The sequence below is a fragment of the Desulforhopalus glucosivorans genome (genome assembly GCF_054397165.1).
The window spans coordinates 650486-667261 of the sequence record NZ_AP044854.1 but is presented as its reverse complement, the minus strand read 5'-3'; the positions used below and the strand labels follow the sequence as shown (position 1 = coordinate 667261).

Sequence of the window (16776 nt, the reverse complement as noted above, 5' to 3'; positions counted from 1 at the left end):
GACCATGACCAATATATCTCTTCGATGGCGCATTCTATTTTTCTTTTGTCTACTTGGATTACTGCCCCAGGTTGTAATTTCCTATTTTTCAATGTCTGCCTACACACGCTCTCTTGAGCAAACCTATACCAATCAGGTTTCACAGCTTGTTTCCCAGGTTGCTGAACAGACTTCTGTTAAATCACTCAACGTGATAGACGACATTAAAAATCAGGCAATACAACCCTACCTCCAGCTCAGTTTTCAACAATTCCCTCTTAATACTCGCCTGCAGCTTCTCAGAGAACGTTTGGAATTATTTCGAGTTTCAAGTGAAGTATTCAGCCGTTTAGATCTCTGTTTTCTCAACGGCGAGTTAATGCTCAGCACCCATACAACACCAGAGACAGAGCAATATGCGTCTTTCACAAGGAAAACCATCAGGCAGCACCGCGCACCAATAACAGAGACCAGTCCTGCATATAACCGTAGGGTAAACCACTCGGACGAATTAGCCTTTTTTATCCCAATCCACTCCTTTCGCAACGCGGAAAAATCTGTGGGCTACATGGTAGCTTATGTCCCCCTTAGCGCACTCACTCAATATCTTCAAAATCTTCACCTGGACTTTGATGCAGAAAAATCCATTGTGACCAATAGTGGCGAGTTAATAAATTCTTTCACCACAGACAGAGCAGCGGACTCAACCTCAACCCAGCGTCAATATTCAGCCCAGGTAGAACCTTTGGGCTGGAAGATAGTTGTCGGTATTAGTGAAGCTGAACTATTTGGTGATGTAATTTGGCTTAAAAAATATAGTATCATCTTCATTGCTATCGTTGTGGTTCTGGCCTTTGCTTTCATCTTTGTTTTCAGCCATCGATTCACTAAGCCATTTAAACAGATCATCCATGGAACAAAAGATTTTGCTACGGGTAACCTCGATCATAAGATCACTGTTGATTCCGGACATGAGGCACAACAGCTTGCCACTGCCTTCAATGATATGGCCAATCAGTTAAATGATAGGCAGCAGGAGCTGAACCAAGCTGTACGACTTGCATCTCTTGGGGTTATGACAGCAGGTATAGCCCATGAGATCAAAAATCCTCTAACTGGTATAAAGACAAGCTCTCAGGTTATTAATAAGATTCTTAAACCAACAGATCTGCTTGCAGACTGTCCCCCCAACCATAGCAACAACACTGAAGACAATCAGTTGGTATCAGAACTAGCACAAGGTATCTCAGATGAGGCGGATCGTTTAACTACAATTGTAAATGACCTGCTTGAATTTGGTCGTCCCCGTGAAGCACGGTCCAAACCCTTTAGTTTAGAGGAAACTGTTACCCATGCCATAAGCCTCGTTCATTCTAAAACTCGTAAGAAACAGGTACAGATTACCACAGAGCTTATTCCCCATCAGGTAGTCGCAGACCCGGATCAGATTTTACAGGTACTGCTCAATCTCCTGTTCAATGCTTTGAAGGCGGTCCCTGAACATACTGGCCACATTACAATACAATCCGAATTATCACCTGAGGAATTCGTAATTTTAAGAGTTATAGATAATGGTTCAGGAATTGCTAGAGATTCTATCCCCCGTGTTTTCGATCCATTTTTCTCGCTTCACGATGGAGGAACAGGGTTAGGTTTATCGGTAGTGTACACTCTACTCAAGCAAAACAACGCTAGAATTAAGGTTAAGAGTGAGTTAAACCAAGGCACCGAGTTTAAAATAACATTTATGGGAACCAGCGACGTACAAGAGGATAGGCTCGATGACTGAGATAGCGATTGTTGATGATGAAAAAGTGGTCCTAAAGTCACTGCAGATTGGCCTTACCAGGTGCGGCTATACGGTCGTAACATTTGAGAACAAGACCTGTTTCATGGCCTATTTTCAGGATAATGTCCCCGATATAGTAATACTGGACTTACAACTACCTGACGGCCACGGTCTTGAAATACTACAAGATATTAAACGCCTGAATCCAAACACCCCAACTATCATTATTACTGCCCATGGCGATATTGACTCAGCCGTACAGGCCATGAAACTTGGGGCATTTGACTATATCAGTAAGCCCTTTGATCTTGATGTCATTGAGATGCTTGTTGCCAAGGCCTGTAAGGAATTACGCTTAGTAAGAGAGGTTGAACACCACCGCAATCGCTCCCATCAAAAGACTACCCTTGATAATATCATTGGTAACAGCCGTCCCATGCAGCAACTATTTACCAAGGTACATCAGTTGGGACAGGTAGATACCACGACGGTGTTACTCCTTGGTGAAAGCGGGACGGGCAAGGATCTTCTGGCAAAAGCAATCCACAATCAAAGCAATAGGAAGAACAAACAATTTATCGAAATAAACTGCGCAGCACTTCCTGAACACTTGCTCGAGAGTGAGCTTTTCGGCCACGAAAGCGGTGCATTTACCGATGCAAAAAAAATGAAAGTCGGTTTAGCTGAACTAGCCGATGGCGGCACACTTTTTCTTGATGAAGTGGGCGAACTACCATTACCCTTGCAGGCCAAACTCCTCAAGTTTCTTGAAACAAGAACCTTTCGCCGGATCGGTGGTACCAAAGAATATAAGGTCGATCTCTTTATAATTACGTCAACCAACAATGACCTACAACAGCGTGTTGCTGATAAAACATTTAGAGAAGATCTCTATTACAGACTAGCGGTTATCCCTCTTAAAATGCCTCCACTTCGATCCCGCCCTGGCGATGTCGATCTACTCGTAGCCCACTATTGGAAGATCTTTACCCACAAGTTCCACAAGAGAGATTTACACTTAAGCCAGGATGTTACCAAAGCCTTAATGAGTTATAACTGGCCAGGCAATATCCGTGAGCTCAAAAACCTGCTGGAGCAACTTGTTATTTTATCAAATGAAAGTGGCGTATACTTAGAAGATCTGCCCAATCGTTTTCTTGAAAATGTAAAATCCAACAAAAACGATCTGATACCTCACACAGATACTAATATAGCAAAACCAAATGGTTTAGAGAGGTCTCTTGGGGATGCTGTGAGCGCTCTGGAAATTGATAACATCAACCAGGCAATGCAGGAATGTGGAGGAGTAAAGGCCAAAGCAGCACAGAAACTTGGAATAAGCCGCTACGCCCTCCTCAGAAAATTAAAGCGTTTTAACTTACAAAAACAGTAAATCATTCTGTGCGATACCGCACACTACCGTTCGATACCGCACGAAAGTGTGCGCCCAAAAGCCTCCACCACCACCCCCTACCCATACCTTCTCCAGTACGAACCAGATCATTTTCCCCATATCCAGCCTCAATTCTAAAAATTATCAGTAAATTAGACAGATAGAATTTTTCTACTGATTTTCGGTATGTAATTTGCTTTGACATAAACCTCTGCACACCAAAGGCTTTTATACCACTGCCTCTGATGTACATTTCCTGGGAATTGGGGTGAAAATGAATCAAGCAATTTTTGATGGGCTACCTGAAAATATTAAACCGTACCTTACAGAAGGTAAGGTTGCAGATTACATACCTGCTTTGGGCTGCGTCTCACCTGAAAAATTTGGTATATCTGCGACCTGTGTTGATGGAACAACCTATCAGGCCGGCGACTCTTCCGAGCAGTTCTCCTTACAGAGTATCACAAAAATATTTCCCCTCATCTTAGCTCTTCGATCAATTGGTGATGAATTCTGGAGCCATGTTGGTCGCAGATTATCAGCTAAGACCTTTAATGCAATAACGCCTATTGAGGAAGCCGAAGGCACCCCTCGAAATCCTTTCACCAACGGCGGCGCTATCGCCATCGTTGATCTACTTCTTTCAATAAGTGACAACTATACAGAAGAGCTATTGAGTTTTGTGCAGCAACTTACCGGTAATAACAGCATCCACTATGATCTCAGTGTTGCAACGTCTGAAAAAAGAACAGGCCACCGAAATGCCGCAATTGCCCTTGTTCTAAAAAGTTACAACATCCTGAAAAACGAAGTGGATGATGTGCTGGGAGCATACTTTACCCAGTGTTCCCTTGCCATGAGCTGTAAGGACTTAAGCCGAGCATTTCTCTTTCTAGCCAACCATGGCCTGGACCCAATAACCGGTACCCAAATCATTACACCATTTCAGAGCAGGCGAATCAACGCCTTGATGCTGATGTTCGGCACCTATGATGCCGCCGGTGATTTCGTCTTCCGCATTGGTCTGCCAGGCAAAAGTGGTGTTGGAGGGGGCCTACTCGTCATTGTACCAGGCAAAATGACCATCACGGTCTGGTCGCCTGGCCTCGACCAATACGGTACCTCAGTGGCAGGATTTAAGGCGCTGGAGCTATTAGCAGAAACTGAAAGATTAAGCATTTTGTAGTCGAAGACAAAGAACTATATAGCGAGGCAGAGACAATCTATAACTTGCTCATCACTGCCTAAGACAATCACCTCAATTTGGAGTAGACATGGAATTTTTGCAAACTGTATTTGGCATAATTGGAGACCTTACCTGGGGATGGGCACTTATCCCCTTTCTGGTAATATTTGGCCTTCTCTTTACGTTGGCCACACGATTTGTACAGGTTCAGTTTTTTGGCCGAATGTTTCAAGTATTATTCACTAAAAAACAGGGCAGTTCCAGTTCAATTTCAGGCCGGGAAGCCCTCCTCATCTCTGTAGGTGGACGGGTCGGGGGTGGTAATATTGCCGGTGTTGCTGTTGCCATTACTATGGGTGGTCCTGGCGCAGTGTTCTGGATGTGGATGATTGCACTCGTTGGCATGGCTACAAGTCTCATCGAATGTTCACTGGCCCAGCTCTACAAGCGATCAAATAATGATGGTACCTATCGCGGAGGCCCTGCCAGGACCATAATGTACGGTCTAGGTAAGGAGTTTAAATGGCTCGCAGTTATCTATGCAGTTTGTCTCATTGCAGCCTTTTCTCTTGGTTTTAATGCCTTTCAGGGAAACACCGTTGCAGGTGCTGCCCAGGATAGTCTTGGAATTGACCGGATCTGGACCGGTATTCTTCTCGCTGTAGTTTCAGGCTTTATCGTTTTTGGTGGTATCAGGCGTATAGCCAAAGCTGCAGATATCGTTGTACCCGTTATGGCAGTTGGATATCTAGCCATGGCACTGGTGGTCATTGTATTAAACATTGCCGAGCTGCCTACTATTCTTGTCAATATTGTCGAAAATGCCTTTGGAATTCAAGAAGCAGTTGCAGGTGGCATGGGGGCGGCCCTTGCTCAAGGATTACGTCGTGGTCTATTTTCAAATGAGGCGGGCCTTGGCTCTGCTCCAAATGTGGCAGCAACTGCAGAAGTCAATCACCCGATCGCTCAAGGGATCACCCAGTCACTGTCGGTATTTATTGATACAATCCTTATCTGCAGTTGCACCGCCTTTGTTATTTTACTGGGCAAGGTCTATGTCCCAGGTGCTGAAAGCATTGACGGCATCGTTCTCACACAACAGACCCTGGTTGCACAACTCGGTGTATGGTCTCAATACTACCTCACCTTTGCCATCCTGCTCTTTGGTTTTAGCTCAATTATTTACAACTACTATCTCGGAGAAAATGCCCTTACTTTTCTCACCCAAAACCCCTTAGCCGTTTTAATACTTCGCATCTCCGTTATAGCGATTCTTTTTGTTGGAGCCGTTGCTCCGGGTGCTACTTCAATTTTCTTTTTCTCAGACCCGATGATGGGAATTCTAGCATTAGTTAACTTACTGGCACTCTTAATGCTATTTCCAACAGCATTACGAATCTTAGCTGACTATAGGGAACAGCTAAAACAGGGAATTGATGATCCTGTGTTTGACCCTTCAAAATTTCAAGATCTCGACATTGACCACTCCGCCTGGAATAACAAACCTGGAACTGAGGGTGCGGAGAATGAGACTATAGATGAAATGAGCGCTGCTGCTATAAGCGGCCTGAAAAATTAACCAACCATGGCCGGACAATACAGGTCCGGCCAATACCAACAAACCTTAACAAAGTGATCAGGTAAATAGGGAAAAGCCATGGCTAAGAAGCAGCTCAAAGAGCTGAAAATCAACGGAGACTGGTGCAAAGGGTGCGGTATTTGCGTTAGTTTCTGTCCTAAAAATGTTTTGGAACTCAATGCAAAAGATACGGCTGTTGCGGTGCGACCGGAAGACTGTATCTGTTGTATGTTATGTGAACTAAGGTGCCCGGATCTCGCGATCGAGGTACTAATTGACCAGGATAAGGACAATGACTGAGAATATACGTTTTATTCAAGGCAATGAAGCGTGTGTTGAGGGGGCTATCTACGCAGGGATTGAGTTCTTTGCAGGCTACCCGATTACACCTTCCACAGAGATTGCAGAACATTTATCCCAAAGGCTTCCTGAGCAGGGAGGCAAGTTTATTCAGATGGAAGATGAGATCGCTTCCATGTGTGCCATTATTGGAGCCTCTCTTACCGGCCGAAAAGTTATGACCGCAACCAGTGGTCCAGGCTTTTCCTTGAAGCAGGAGGCTATCGGTTACGCATGTATGACTGAGATCCCTTGCGTTATTGCCAATGTACAACGTGGCGGGCCATCCACAGGAAACCCAACCCACGTCAGTCAGGGAGATATCAACCAGGCAAGATGGGGAACCCATGGTGATCATAACATCATTGCGTTGACCGCTTCCAACCACCAGGATATTTTCCAGATCACCGTCGATGCCTTTAATATGGCTGAAACCTATCGTACCCCTGTAATCCTTTTGCTCGATGAGGCCGTTGGCCATATGCGGGAAAAGCTGGTTATCCCTGAAAAAGGCGCACTTGAGATTGTCGACCGCCTCAGAACATCCCTTGGCAAAGGGGTCGACTACCACCCTTACCTGCCAAGAGAAGATGGTCGTCTACCGATGTCTGACTTTGGTGGCGAGCACAGATATAACGTCACTGGTCTTTTCCATGACATGTGGGGTTTTCCTTCAAACAACCCAAAGGTTGTCAATGAGCTGCTCCGTCATCTCGTTGACAAGATTGACAACAATATCCATGAAATCACACGCTACAAAGAGCATTTCATGGATGACGCTGAGTATGTCTTCGTCTCCTACGGTTCCTCTGCAAGATCCGCCATACATCTTGCCAAGACCAGAAGAGCCAGAGGTGAAAAGATTGGGGTACTTGAGCTTCAGTCCATCTGGCCTTTCCCTAAAGAGCTCGTTCGTGAAAAGTGCGACCGCGCAAAAGCTGTACTGGTTGTCGAGATGAATATGGGCCAGGTTCTCGCGCAGGTGAAGGCCGCAGTGAAAAAACCGGGTCGTGTATTTCTTGCAAATCGCATTGATGGTGAATTGATAACACCTTCAGATATTAAGAAACTTCTTCGGGTAATCCAGGGGAGGGGAGTGTGAGATGGCTGTAAAAGATTATTTACGGGAACGATTTTTCCCGCACATGTGGTGTCCCGGTTGCGGGCATGGAACTATTCTCAATTCACTCCTACGCGCTGTTGAAGAGCTCGGTTTAAATAAGAATGAGATTGTTATGACTTCTGGTATCGGGTGTTCTGCCAGAATTTCAGGTTATGTTGACTTTCACTCTTTGCATACCATGCATGGACGAGCACTTGCCTGTGCGACAGGGGTAAAGCTCAGTAAGCCAAACCTTAACGTACTGGTTCCCATGGGCGATGGAGATGCACTTGCCATTGGTGGTAACCACTTCATCCATGCGGCGCGGCGTAACATAGATATTACCGCAATCGTCATGAACAACAGAATCTATGGCATGACCGGTGGACAGTTTTCTCCACTATCAGGCCCTGGTGTTAAAGCAACGACTGCGCCCTACCTCACCATTGACAACAACTTTGATGTGGTCGAGCTTGCAAAAGCTGCTGGCGCCACCTTTGTTGCCAGATCCACCGCCTACCATGCCAAAGAATCAACGGGCTATCTGAAGCAGGCGATACAGCACAAGGGCTTTTCTGTGGTTGAGATACTTTCCCAGTGTCCTACCCACTATGGCAGGAAGAACAGAGAAGGTGATGCCGTCAGCATGCTTGAGATTCATAAGAATAACACAGCAAAACTTGGTTCAAAGGCCTTGGAGGAGAATCCAGATCTCATCCCACGTGGAATCTTTGTGGATATAGAGCGACCTGAATACTGTGCTTCATATGATGAAGTAATCAAGCACGCAATGAAGGAGGACGTGTAATGAGTAGAATACGTCTGGTATTTACCGGCTCCGGTGGCCAGGGAGTCATTACTGCGGCTATTATCCTCGCTGAGGCAGCAGTTATAAAAGAAGGCCTCAATGCAACTCAATCCCAGAGCTATGGTGCTGCTGCCCGTGGTGGATCTACCCGCAGCGATATCATCATCTCTGATAAAGAGATCGATTTTCCTGAGGTCACCCAACCCAATGTTTTGGTTTGTCTCACCCAGGATGCCTATAACAGTTACGCCCCCATCATTCGTCCTGGTGGTATCTTACTTTCGGACAGTCGCTATGTACAGACTACCCGTAAGGTCGATGCCAAGCAGATCGAGTTGCCGATGTATGACAGCGTGATGGAGAAGATAGGTAAGCCAGTTGTCTTTAATATCTGTATGTTGGGAACACTGGTTGCTATTACAGAAGTAATCAAACCAAAGTCTGTCCTTAGTGCTGTTATTGGCAAGGTGCCAAAAGACTTTATTGAGCTGAACACCAAGGCTTTTGAACTTGGTATGGAGCTCGGTGCGGATTACAGCTGGACTACGTAGTATATAACCCGATATTCCCATGGAATATGTGAGTTAAGTAAAGCTCCCAGGAAGATTTGCATCTCTTTCTGGGAGTTAATACACTCATCTCTTTATCTTTTTTTTAAAAAAAATTAAGTCTGAATATAGGGGAAGCAATCAGACAGGAGAGCCCTTCCTGCCCAATCTTTTCATCAATTACTTAAAGAACCTGGCGCTATTCTTTCACTCCATAGGTCCGAATAGTCTTGATGCTACCCCAATCATAATAGCTGTTTATTGCCTGCCCATCATCTTCTTCGGTAATACGAACAAAGGCATCACCGAGAAAAATCACCGCACTCTTATATACTTTTCCTTCATTGACCTGCAAAGACACTCCCTTTCTCAATTTACGTGAGAGTGTCCCATGTACAGGCATAGATGCATACTCAAATATTTTTTCCCATGTTTGTTTCATTGTCTACGTCTCCTAGACTTAATTTTCATCTTACGGCTCTTTTGCTGTACGTAGAGCAAGATGTAAACCAAACCGAGCAGTATTTAAGAATTTTTCCTAATAGTTACCAGACGCGGTCATTGAAGACGATACTCATCCAAAAATAGGAGAACGATTTCACATTCAGGGCCTACAACAAAGTCATAAAACAACTATTTTGAAGATTATGTTACCACTCCAATATGTAACTGTTTCCCGTCCAAAATTTAAAATCTACCTGCATACAGCTCCTACCTATCCAATAATTTACATTATTTCTATTTCCACTTTTACTGCACATACTTTCATTTTTAGTGCACATTTAACCGATAAATTCATTCATTAATCGTATGGCTGCTACATTTTGCCAGTAGAATTTTTTTTAAAAACAAGCAGTGCACATTTTTCATAGGAGAAATAGATGAACATCTCGAACAAAGCGTTTGTTATAGCTACCATTTTACTAGCACATGTTGCTGGTGTAGCTCTAGCTGCCGAAGAGAGAATCGGATATACAAGAACAAAGTTACAGATGTCATTTCCAGAGGTTAATTCTTCAGTTATTTATGTCAGACAAAACGCAACATCCATAAATCCTGACGGCCAATCATGGGCCACGGCCTACACCTCCTTGGGAGACGCTCTAGCAAGTGATCTCACCGATAAAAGTGAAATCTGGGTATCGCGGGGTGTCTACTATCCCAGTGGTGATGTTGAACGTGAGGCAACATTCTCACTTGTCTCAGGAATTGGGGTGTATGGTGGTTTTAAGGGCACTGAAGTTCGTAAAGAACAGCGCAACTGGTTAAAAAACACAACCATCCTCTCAGGGGAAATTGGGGACCAATCTGTTCTAACGGACAACGTCTATCATGTGGTGACTGGTGCCGATGATGCCGTCCTGGATGGCTTCATCATACGTGACGGTTATGCAATCCTCGGTGAAAGCGAAACAGACAACAGCGGTTGCCTGGTAACCGTACCAGATGAATTTTCCGACCTGGAGAGTCTTCGCATTGTAACCAATACGAAGAAAAGTTCAGGCGGTGGTCTTTTAAACGTGCATACTGGAACTATTACCAAAAACTGTTTTTTTACAAACAACTATGCCACAAAGGGCGGAGCAGTCTATAACATGGTAACCCAGTCATGGGACCCGGGCAGTAATGCTGGAACAGTTATCGGTGACGCCCCTATTTTTGAGAACTGCATCTTTGAAAGTAATCATGCCACCGACCGTGGCGGCGCGATGAACAATGAGTTTTTCACTAAGATTACAATTTCAAACTCTGTTTTTTCAAAAAACGTTTGTGATGCAAAAGGTGGAGCGATCTATTCTGATATGGGAAGCCCGGCATCTATTATAAACGTTCTGTTTTACAAAAATGAAGCAGAGCGCGGTGGAGCCCTGGTGGCCGATGGTGTATCTCCACACCGGCTCGCCTACACAACTTTTGCCAATAACAAGGCATATGACATAGGCTCTGCCCTGTATCAGGGGGCCTTAATGGGCCTGACAGGGGACGGTGAGCCTTATGTCGGGAACGAAGTTCATGTATATAAATCCATCATTATCGCTAATGATAGCGGCTCTGCCACAACCTCAATCAGTAACTGGCATGACGGTATTGCAATGTTTGATGAGGAGTCGCTGGTGGAAACCACTGAAGGAACAGTTGATACAGAGGATTATTTCAAAGAAGATAGTTACATTCCCCAGAAAGTGCTCATTGGCTGGCACCCTGGAAGGAAGGCCGATGTCGACTATTGGGCTGACTACTTTCTCAATGATCCAAATCGCACCTATACAGCGTACAGCTATAACACAATGAGTAGTGAAGGCGCTGCCTCAAGGATCTTTGTCAAATACGATGCCGGTGGACTAGGCGATGGAACCTCATGGGATAATGCCTACACTAAGCTAAGTGATGCCCTTGAAAACGCAACACCAGGCTCAGACATCTGGGTTGCTGCAGGTACCTACAAGCCAACCTCCGGCACCGACAGATCAGAAACCTTTGTCATGAAAGAAGGTGTTTATATTTACGGAGGTTTTGCCGGCACAGAAACCGATCTTGAGGCACGGGATTATGCAGCAAACATCACCATCCTCTCAGGTGATATTGGAACTGTTGGGGATAACTCCGACAATGTATACCATGTACTCTTTGGGGCCTCAAATGCTACTCTTGATGGCTTTACCATTCAGGACGGTTATGCAGATGGCAACTTCCACCACAGTCGTGGTGCCGGTATGCTCTGTTATAACAGTGCTTCACCTACTATAGTAAATTGTAACTTTCAGAATAATAGTGGTATTGAAGGTGGGGCTATTGCCAGTTATTCCAATTCTGCACCAGCTATTTCAAACTGTACCTTCATAAACAATTCAGCTGAAATTGGAGGTGCTCTTTTATTCCGTTCAGGCCCAGACAGTGAAGAAAGCGGGCCGCAAATCATCGATACTATTTTTTCAAATAATATTGCTCAGGACCGGGGTGGTGCAGTGTACGTAGACTACGGTGCCTGGCCAAGCTTTACAAACTGTGAATTAACTGAAAACGAAAGTTATGGCAGTGGAGGTGCTGTCTATATAGACAACAACACATCTCAACTCTCTCCCATCCAGGCCCGATTTGTAGGTTGCGACTTTTCAAACAATTCGAGTTCCCTTCGAGGGGGTGGTATTGAAGTCTATGAAGGAACCTTATTTTTAGAGGAAACTTCCATCCACAATAACAGTGCAAAAACTGGAGGGGGAGGTGTTGCTCTTGATTACATGGGACACTATGTGAACGTTTCAGGTTCATCCTCTGTAGCAGATAACAGTTCCATAAAAGGAGAAAGTAATATGGACGATGCTGCTGATACGGATCAGCTGATGCCCCGCGTGGTAGCAAAATAACCTGACACTATTTCACAACAATTCGCTTGCCATCCGCCATCCTTCTTCAGTTTCTTTAGGAAAAGGATGGTGAATAGATATAAATGATGTCACCTGTTACTATCAACATTAAATCTTTACAACCTAACCCCATACATATTTGGGACAACCTCGCTGTCCAAATACGGAACATGCCAATGAAATTAACTCACCCCAGAAAGAAGAAAAATCGTTCCCCATTCTTTGTACCTATTCTCCTTCTCATCTTCGTAAGCCTTCTTGGAGGATGTATCACCAGTCAAACAAAGGTGCCGCAAATATCACAAGATGCAGAAGGCCCGCAACTAACTGGGAAATTTGTATGGTACGATGTCTTTACCGATGATTTATCCGGTACAGCAACATTTTACAGTGAACTATTTGGCTGGTCTTTTCAGGATCTTCCCGCGAGTAAAACCCAGGTCCAAACCATAGTACAAGATGGTGTACCAATTGGAAATGCTATAGCGGTTGGCAAACGTCAAAACAAAAATTCAGGTAGTCAATGGCTCAGTTACATGTCAGTCCCAGATGTTGACGAGGCGGTACAAGTCGTCGAAGACGACCATGGAACCATACATACCGCAGCAAAACAACTCCCTGACCGCGGTCGCGTAGCAGTCGTTCGTGATCCCCAGGGTGCTCTCTTTGCTCTACTACATTCATCCACCGGTGATCCTAAAGACGAAGATCTGAAATATTCGGCGTGGCTTGGAAGCGAACTCTGGACGACTGATATGGAAAAGGCTCGAATTTTTTACACAAACATCGCGGGTTATGAAGAAAAGCTGGTGCCCTTAACGTGTGGTGACACCTATCATTTTTTGATGAGGGACGAAGAACCCCGTGCCGGAATAGCCCAAATCCCCTGGGATGATGTTGATCCTATCTGGATCCCCTACGTTGGCGTAGAAAGTGTGGCGACCATCACTAGCAAAGCCATAGAGCTTGGCGCGACCTTAATAATGGAACCCGACACTGCCTTTCCTGAAAATGAGGTGGCTATACTAGCCGACCCATCCGGAGCAATCTTTGGCATCCAGCAGATTGACATTAACCTTTCCCCCCAAGGGTGACAAATAATGAAACCACTAACCCTTATTCTATTTATTGCAATTGTGACCCTTCCAATATTCTACATCGGAGGATGCGCCCCCTACAGCGCCACCTACGGAGTGAGCGTTCATGGAAGTCCATACTGGGGCCATCATCATCACCGACGCTATTACCATCACCGTCCATCGTACAAATACAATCACCGGAGTAGTCATCGAGGTGGTCATCGACGAAGATAGTCCCCAGCTGAACCCTGGTGGCCTGAATATGTTTTATTTCAGGCCACTTGTGTCTTTTGAAATCAGTTTTGAATGTCCCTCATAAACTGCTTAAGCCCGCTGTCAAGCCGACTTAATAACTCACCAACTTCTGCTGTAGTGGTCACAAGAGGGGGAGCTACCAGAACGATATTGGTGTCAATGCCATTGATATGGCAGCCGCCGGGATACACAACAAGTCCATTATCAAGACAGGCTGAAAGCGCTCTTGCGGTCGCCTTATCCTGAGGGAGAAAAGGCTGTTTGCTCTCCTTGTCCTGTACAATCTCAAGGGCCCACATATATCCCCTTCCCCTGACATCTCCAATAAAGGGGGATTCCTGTGCAATATCAGTGAGCCCTTTTCCAAGCACTGATCCGTTTTTATGTACGTTGTCTATCAGTTTATGTTCTTTGATATAGGTGAGAACACTTGCCACAGCCCGACAACTCAAAGGGTTGGCATTATAGGTATGGCCGTGAATGAATGCTCCAGTACCGTTTTTAATCGTATTAATTATATTTTCGCTGACAAAGATGCCCCCTGTTGGGATATAACCAGCAGCCATTCCCTTGGCCGAGGCGATGATGTCTGGAGTCACATCCCAGTGGTCAACACCAAAGGCTTTCCCCGTACGGCCAAATCCTGTCATTACCTCGTCTGCAATGAGCAGGACATCATATGTATCACAAATCTTCCTGACGGCAGGCCAGTAATTATCGTCCGGCGTTATTGCTCCACCAGCTGAACCCACAATTGGTTCTGCCAGAAAGGCGAGAACGTTTTCAGCTCCCAGGCTCAAAATTTCAGTTTCGAGAGAATTTGCACAATGATCGGCAAATTCCTCGGTGGTATACTGATCAGGCTTACGATAAAAATAGGTGGCCGGAATCTTCACTGAAGGGTTAAGCAGAGGCGCATAGGTCTCCACCCGACCAGCACTTCCCCCCACAGACATTGTCCCGATTGTCGCCCCATGGTAGGAGCAGTGGCGACTGATTATTTTATGTTTAGGACTGTTTTTTCCATCCCTTTCCACATAATACTGACGAGCCATTTTAATCGCTGACTCAACCGCCTCAGAACCTCCGGAGACAAACCAGCAGTGATTAAGATCACCAGGGGTCAATTCTGCAATGAGATCCACCGCCTCCTGGGCTGCACTTTGATGCCATCTCGAGGGATGGGCAAAGTCCAGAGTTTTCATCTGCTGAGTCAGATCATCGATGACCTCAGTAACACCGTGGCCGAGATTTGAGACCAGAGCGCCGCTACAACCGTCAAGATAGTCTTTTCCCTGATCATCATAGATATAGATGCCTTGCGCGCGTGTCGCCTTGGGGGTATTTGCCAAAAAATTTCTGGGGATATTTTGTCCTTTTCCCATGGATTTGTCCTTAAAGTTCATTTGTTTTTAGGCTGAAGCTGCTCAGCCCAGCTGGGTACAGCAGCTCTCGGGTTTAAATATACTGATTTATCGTCCCATATTTGTTCTAAGCGCTGGAGCCTTGACATGGTTTTATGCCCGTCCAGATACGAAACTCCAGCCAGTACCGCATTAAAAAAACTCAGCACTGCAACATTGGATTCGAAAAACGAATCTACCCAGAAAGGTAGTGGAAAAACCAGGTCACTCAGTTGAGCCAGAGGAGATACCTCACTATCAGTAATCGCAGCAATGCGTGCTCCTCCATTTTGAAAAAGCTCGGCTATTTCTATTGTTTGCCTGCAATACCTGGGAAAAGAGATACTGATTAAAAGGGCGTCAGGGTTAAGGCCCGGTTGAATCTGACTCCAGACGGTTCCTGCATCAAGGGTAATCAGATTTACCCGCCTTGATAGAAATCTGAGGTTAGTGGAAAAATAGTGTGCTGCCCCATGGCAGGAGCGTAACCCTAGTACCCATATTTCCTGTCTGCCTTGAATATCAGTGACCAGTTGCTCAAACAATTCAGAAGAGAGGGTCTTTGCTACCACTGCAAGATTCTCCTGATCACTTTTCAAAACTGTTTTTATAAAATCACGGGTCGCAACAATATTGTTCGGTTGTTTCTGTAACCGTTGTGGGACACTCAACCGAGTTTTTATCTCCTGGCGAATATGTCGCTGAAGATCCATATAGCCCTTAAAACCAATATGCTGACAGAATCGGACAATAGTAGCATTAGACATTCCAAGGCTCGCTGCCAGTTGTCCACTGCTCATATACGCTACATCATCGGGATGGTCCAACAGGTACTCCAGTATCTTATTCTGGGAGGCTGTCAATTTTGGCAAAGGTGTCTTTTTTAAGAGAAATTCTTTTTTCAGCATCGTAGTGGCCTGTTCACGTTTATTTCTTGATCTTCATAGCAAAAAAAACTTGCGTAGCAATGATCATTACATTAATTTCTCACAAATGTAACACTTGATACATTATGATGTAAAGAATAATAATCGATGCTCTCAGCTCAAAAACATGGAACAAGACCATAAGGAAAATCGCTGTGGAAAAACTTATTATTACAACAGCCTTAACCGGCAATGTACCTACTAAAAAGATGAATCCAAATCTTCCTGTGACCTCTGAGGAGATTGCAAGGGATGTTAAAAAGTGTGCCGATGCCGGGGCTAGCATTTTCCATGTTCATGCAAGAGATAAAGATGAAAAACCGTGCCAGGATGTAGAAATTTTTAAGGAAACGGTACGACAAATAAGAGACAGGGTACCGGGTGTCATTATCCAACTCTCCACTGGTGCAAGGGCAGGAAAAGATTGGGAAGAGCGCGCAACTCCAGTTCGCTTACTTCCAGAGATGGCCTCCTTCACCACAGGTTCAAATAACCTGCCCGGCATTATTTACGAGAACTCTCCCCAATTTATTGAATTTCTGGCCGGAGTATTTAAGGAAACAGAGGTTAAACCTGAAATAGAAGTGTTTGAACCGGGAATGATCAACAATGCCCATTTTCTTGTGAAAAAAGGCATTCTTTCATCGCCCCTGCACTTTGGCTTTGTCATGGGAGCACCTGGGTCCATGCCAGGAAGTATAAAAAATCTGCTCTTTCTATCTGAAAGTCTTCCTCCAGACTCCACTTGGACTGTGGCGGGTATTGGAAGACATGAGATTCCTCTGGCCACAGCCGCAATCGTAATGGGTGGTCACGTGCGTGTGGGCCTGGAAGATAACTTATACCTCCCGGATGGCTCCCTTGCGTCCAACCAAACTCTGGTTGAGACCATTGTGAGAATTGCGAGAGAAGTAGGCAGGCCTATTGCAACCCCTGACGAGGCAAGAGAAATTTTAGGCCTTAAAAAAGAAAATAAGGATAGGATATTGACAGAGATAAGATAGGTGTATCAACCACACCTCTTT

16 protein-coding genes are annotated in these 16776 nt (G+C 45.1%); 12 read left to right on the top strand and 4 right to left on the bottom strand.

Translation table 11 applies throughout. The annotated features are described in order from the left end of the window. The first annotated feature begins 4 nt into the window (after positions 1-4). Both ACX6CI_RS02865 and ACX6CI_RS02860 read left to right on the top strand, forming a co-directional pair. Positions 5-1768, top strand: coding sequence for a sensor histidine kinase (locus ACX6CI_RS02865; protein WP_458776671.1), 1764 nt, complete (start codon positions 5-7; stop codon positions 1766-1768). Then, positions 1761-3161 (top strand): sigma-54-dependent transcriptional regulator, encoded by a 1401-nt coding sequence (locus tag ACX6CI_RS02860; protein ID WP_458776670.1) that lies wholly within the window; start codon positions 1761-1763, stop codon positions 3159-3161. Before ACX6CI_RS02865 ends, ACX6CI_RS02860 begins: the two co-directional genes overlap by 8 nt. Position 3162: 1 nt before the next feature. Here the strand turns inward: ACX6CI_RS02860 and ACX6CI_RS02855 are convergent, their stop codons facing one another. After that, complete coding sequence (locus ACX6CI_RS02855; protein ID WP_458776669.1) at positions 3163-3366, bottom strand: hypothetical protein; 204 nt, start codon at positions 3364-3366, stop codon at positions 3163-3165. A gap of 69 nt (positions 3367-3435) precedes the next feature. Here ACX6CI_RS02855 and ACX6CI_RS02850 point away from each other — a divergent pair, with 69 nt between their 5' ends. The 6 genes from ACX6CI_RS02850 to ACX6CI_RS02825 all read left to right on the top strand — a co-directional run bounded on the left by ACX6CI_RS02850 (position 3436) and on the right by ACX6CI_RS02825 (position 8726). Continuing rightward, positions 3436-4347 carry a glutaminase gene (locus tag ACX6CI_RS02850; protein WP_458776668.1) on the top strand — a complete coding sequence of 304 codons (912 nt, stop codon included), beginning with the start codon at positions 3436-3438 and terminating at the stop codon, positions 4345-4347. Between the two features lie 88 nt (positions 4348-4435). Next, positions 4436-5926, top strand: coding sequence for an alanine/glycine:cation symporter family protein (locus ACX6CI_RS02845; RefSeq protein WP_458776667.1), 1491 nt, complete (start codon positions 4436-4438; stop codon positions 5924-5926). A gap of 78 nt (positions 5927-6004) precedes the next feature. Further along, positions 6005-6226, top strand: coding sequence for a 4Fe-4S dicluster domain-containing protein (locus ACX6CI_RS02840; RefSeq protein ID WP_458775098.1), 222 nt, complete (start codon positions 6005-6007; stop codon positions 6224-6226). After that, the gene (locus tag ACX6CI_RS02835; protein WP_458775099.1) at positions 6219-7367 is read left to right on the top strand and encodes a 2-oxoacid:acceptor oxidoreductase subunit alpha; all 1149 of its coding nucleotides are present in this window, start codon (positions 6219-6221) and stop codon (positions 7365-7367) included. Before ACX6CI_RS02840 ends, ACX6CI_RS02835 begins: the two co-directional genes overlap by 8 nt. Position 7368: 1 nt before the next feature. Continuing rightward, complete coding sequence (locus ACX6CI_RS02830) at positions 7369-8175, top strand: 2-oxoacid:ferredoxin oxidoreductase subunit beta (protein ID WP_458775100.1); 807 nt, start codon at positions 7369-7371, stop codon at positions 8173-8175. Further along, entirely contained in the window at positions 8175-8726 is a 552-nt protein-coding gene (locus tag ACX6CI_RS02825) for a 2-oxoacid:acceptor oxidoreductase family protein (protein ID WP_458776666.1), read from the top strand. Before ACX6CI_RS02830 ends, ACX6CI_RS02825 begins: the two co-directional genes overlap by 1 nt. A gap of 196 nt (positions 8727-8922) precedes the next feature. Here ACX6CI_RS02825 and ACX6CI_RS02820 read toward each other — a convergent pair whose 3' ends face one another. Then, positions 8923-9165: a hypothetical protein gene (locus ACX6CI_RS02820; protein WP_458776665.1), complete on the bottom strand. Its 243-nt coding sequence runs from the start codon at positions 9163-9165 to the stop codon at positions 8923-8925. A gap of 439 nt (positions 9166-9604) precedes the next feature. Between ACX6CI_RS02820 and ACX6CI_RS02815 the strand changes: the two genes are divergently transcribed. The 3 genes from ACX6CI_RS02815 to ACX6CI_RS02805 all read left to right on the top strand — a co-directional run bounded on the left by ACX6CI_RS02815 (position 9605) and on the right by ACX6CI_RS02805 (position 13486). Beyond that, complete coding sequence (locus ACX6CI_RS02815) at positions 9605-12088, top strand: right-handed parallel beta-helix repeat-containing protein (RefSeq protein WP_458776664.1); 2484 nt, start codon at positions 9605-9607, stop codon at positions 12086-12088. A 176-nt stretch (positions 12089-12264) separates the two neighbouring features. Then, entirely contained in the window at positions 12265-13182 is a 918-nt protein-coding gene (locus ACX6CI_RS02810) for a VOC family protein (RefSeq protein WP_458776663.1), read from the top strand. Positions 13183-13291: 109 nt separating this feature from the next. After that, positions 13292-13486, top strand: coding sequence for a hypothetical protein (locus ACX6CI_RS02805; protein ID WP_458776662.1), 195 nt, complete (start codon positions 13292-13294; stop codon positions 13484-13486). On the opposite strand, the gene ACX6CI_RS02800 is transcribed toward ACX6CI_RS02805, so the two are convergent. Next, entirely contained in the window at positions 13464-14807 is a 1344-nt protein-coding gene (locus tag ACX6CI_RS02800) for an aminotransferase family protein (RefSeq protein WP_458776661.1), read from the bottom strand. The genes ACX6CI_RS02805 and ACX6CI_RS02800 overlap by 23 nt on opposite strands. Positions 14808-14824: 17 nt before the next feature. Beyond that, entirely contained in the window at positions 14825-15733 is a 909-nt protein-coding gene (locus tag ACX6CI_RS02795) for a MurR/RpiR family transcriptional regulator (RefSeq protein WP_458776660.1), read from the bottom strand. 173 nt (positions 15734-15906) lie between these two features. Here ACX6CI_RS02795 and ACX6CI_RS02790 point away from each other — a divergent pair, with 173 nt between their 5' ends. Then, positions 15907-16755: a beta-keto acid cleavage family enzyme gene (locus ACX6CI_RS02790; RefSeq protein ID WP_458776659.1), complete on the top strand. Its 849-nt coding sequence runs from the start codon at positions 15907-15909 to the stop codon at positions 16753-16755. Positions 16756-16776 lie beyond the last annotated feature (21 nt).